3 protein-coding genes are annotated in these 2,261 nt (G+C 63.5%); all 3 read right to left on the reverse strand.

All coding sequences use genetic code 11. The features are described from left to right. A partial coding sequence (locus tag A3728_RS10895; RefSeq protein ID WP_067923382.1) for a cysteine desulfurase occupies positions 1 to 1,180 on the reverse strand: 1,180 nt, incomplete at its 3' end. Next, the gene (locus A3728_RS10900; RefSeq protein ID WP_067923385.1) at positions 1,173 to 1,763 is read right to left on the reverse strand and encodes a Yip1 family protein; all 591 of its coding nucleotides are present in this window, start codon (positions 1,761 to 1,763) and stop codon (positions 1,173 to 1,175) included. The genes A3728_RS10900 and A3728_RS10895, both read right to left, overlap by 8 nt. Then, complete coding sequence (locus A3728_RS10905; protein ID WP_067923388.1) at positions 1,760 to 2,248, reverse strand: hypothetical protein; 489 nt, start codon at positions 2,246 to 2,248, stop codon at positions 1,760 to 1,762. Before A3728_RS10905 ends, A3728_RS10900 begins: the two co-directional genes overlap by 4 nt. Positions 2,249 to 2,261: the final 13 nt, after the last annotated feature.

A 2,261-nucleotide genomic window follows, 5' to 3' on the forward strand; every position in this document is an offset into this window, starting at 1 on the left:
ACGTATCGACTTCTTCCTTGGTGTTATAGAGCCCGAAGGAGGCGCGGCAGGTCGCCGTCACACCCAGATGTGCCATGAGCGGCCCGGCGCAGTGATGCCCCGCGCGCACGGCGACACCCTTCTTGTCGAGGATGGTCGAAATATCATGGGCATGGGCGGCACCGCTGAGCGTGAAGCTGAAAATCGCGGCCTTGTCCGGCGTGCGGCCCTGCATCTGCAACCAGTTGAGATCCCCCAGCCGCGCCGCCGCGTAATCCCGCAGGGAATCCTCATGCGCCGCGATCTTGTCCATCCCGAGGTCCATCATGTATTCCAGCGCCGTGCCAAGGCCGATGGTCGCGACAATCCCGGGGGTGCCCGCCTCGAACTTCATCGGGGGGTCGTTATAGGTCACGTTGTCCTTGGTGACTTCGCGGATCATGTCACCGCCACCGATAAAGGGACGCATCTCTGCCATGCGTTCGGACTTGATGTAAATCGCGCCGGAACCCGAGGGACCGTAGAGCTTGTGCCCGGTCACCGCATAGAAATCGCAGCCGATGTCCGCCACGTCCACCGGCATGTGAACCGCCGCCTGCGACCCGTCGACCAGCACCGGCACACCACGTTCATGGGCGGCCTGCGTGATCGTCTTCACATCGACCTTGGTGCCCAGAACGTTGGAAAGATGGGTGATCGCCACCAGCTTCGTGCGCGGACCTATGGCGTCGATCACGGCCTGCGGGTCCAGTGCGCCGGTCTCATCGGTATCGACCCACCGCAGCTTGACGCCCTGCCGTTCGCGCAGGAAATGCCAGGGCACGATGTTGGCGTGATGCTCCATCACGCTCAGCAGGATTTCGTCGCCCGCTTCCATGCGGGGCATGGCCCAGCCATAGGCCACGAGGTTGATCCCCTCGGTGGTGCCTGAATTCAGAACGATCTCATGCTCCGATTTCGCCCCGAGAAACCGCGCCATGGTGCCCCGCACCGCTTCGTATCGGTCGGTGGCGAGGTTCGACAGGTAATGCAGACCCCGGTGCACATTGGCGTATTCCATGGAATAGGCCTGCGTCATGGCGTCGATCACGACCTGCGGCTTCTGCGCCGAAGCGCCATTGTCCAGATAGACCAGCGGCTTGCCGTTCACTTCGCGCGAAAGGATTGGAAATTCGCTGCGGATTTGCGCGATATCATACATTCGGAAGTACCCCTTGGGCGACGGCCCCAACCAGCGACAACAGGATCCCCAGACCGAGGACAAGCCCCACCGCACCCAGCACCAATGTTCCCAGCGCATGCAGCAGTGAGGGCAGGCCAAGCGCCGCGGTAATGAAATGAAGCAGGATCCACAGACCCCAGACACCGATCAGAACGGACATCAGCAGCGACAACCCGGGAAACAGGCCCGCCAGCGCAAAGACGATCAGTTGCGCCCCGGCCCGCAATGTCTGCAGCCAGATGACCAGCGCGAGCAGATGCCCCAGATCACCCTTGCCGCCCAGCGCCCTGCCCGCCCAGAAGATCGCCTGAACGTAAACGACCAGCACTCCCGCGATGAGTACGAAGAGCACCAGCGGCATGTTGAAATAGCCGGGCAGTTGCACGCCCTGCCCCGCAAAGGACATCAGGACAGAGATCACAAGCGTGTTGATCGCCGCCACCAAGGCCAGCGCGGTCCAGAGCACATCACGGTTGAGGTTGAGCGTGCCGATCAGCCGCGCGGCCTCTTTCGGGTCGCGCAGGGTTGTGACGATCAGTGGCATGACATCGGCCCCGGTCATCCCGCACGCCCCCATTCGGCGACGTAGAACCCGGTGAGCCAGAACCACAGGAACACGCAGAGCCAGACCAGACCGACCAGCGTCAACTCGATCCCCGTGCCGATGAAACCGGCCGTCAGACCGTGCAGCAACACGATGGGGCTGGAGGCGAGCAACGCCCAGAAGAGGGCGATCCGCGCGTCATAGCCGCACCCCCTGCCCCCGACAACCCGCGCCAGCAGATGGGTGATGCCCGCGATCAGGTAAAGCAGCAGCGGCGCGATGAAGAGCCATGCCATCATCGTGGCGCCCAACAGCATGTTGAGTTCGACCCCCGCCAGATGTGCTTCGCGGGCCAGCCGCGGGGTCTGGGCCACGAAAAAGATGAGGCAGGCCGCCATCAGATAGATAAGCGCCCTGTCCTCCCGCGCGTCGCCCGACAGCAGCCGGGCGAACACCCGTCGCGGCCCGCGATAGGTGGCCACGATATCCCGCGAGGCCGCCATCAGCCGCGATGAC

Source organism: Sulfitobacter sp. HI0040 (genome assembly GCF_001634885.1).
In the GTDB taxonomy this organism is placed as follows: domain Bacteria; phylum Pseudomonadota; class Alphaproteobacteria; order Rhodobacterales; family Rhodobacteraceae; genus Sulfitobacter.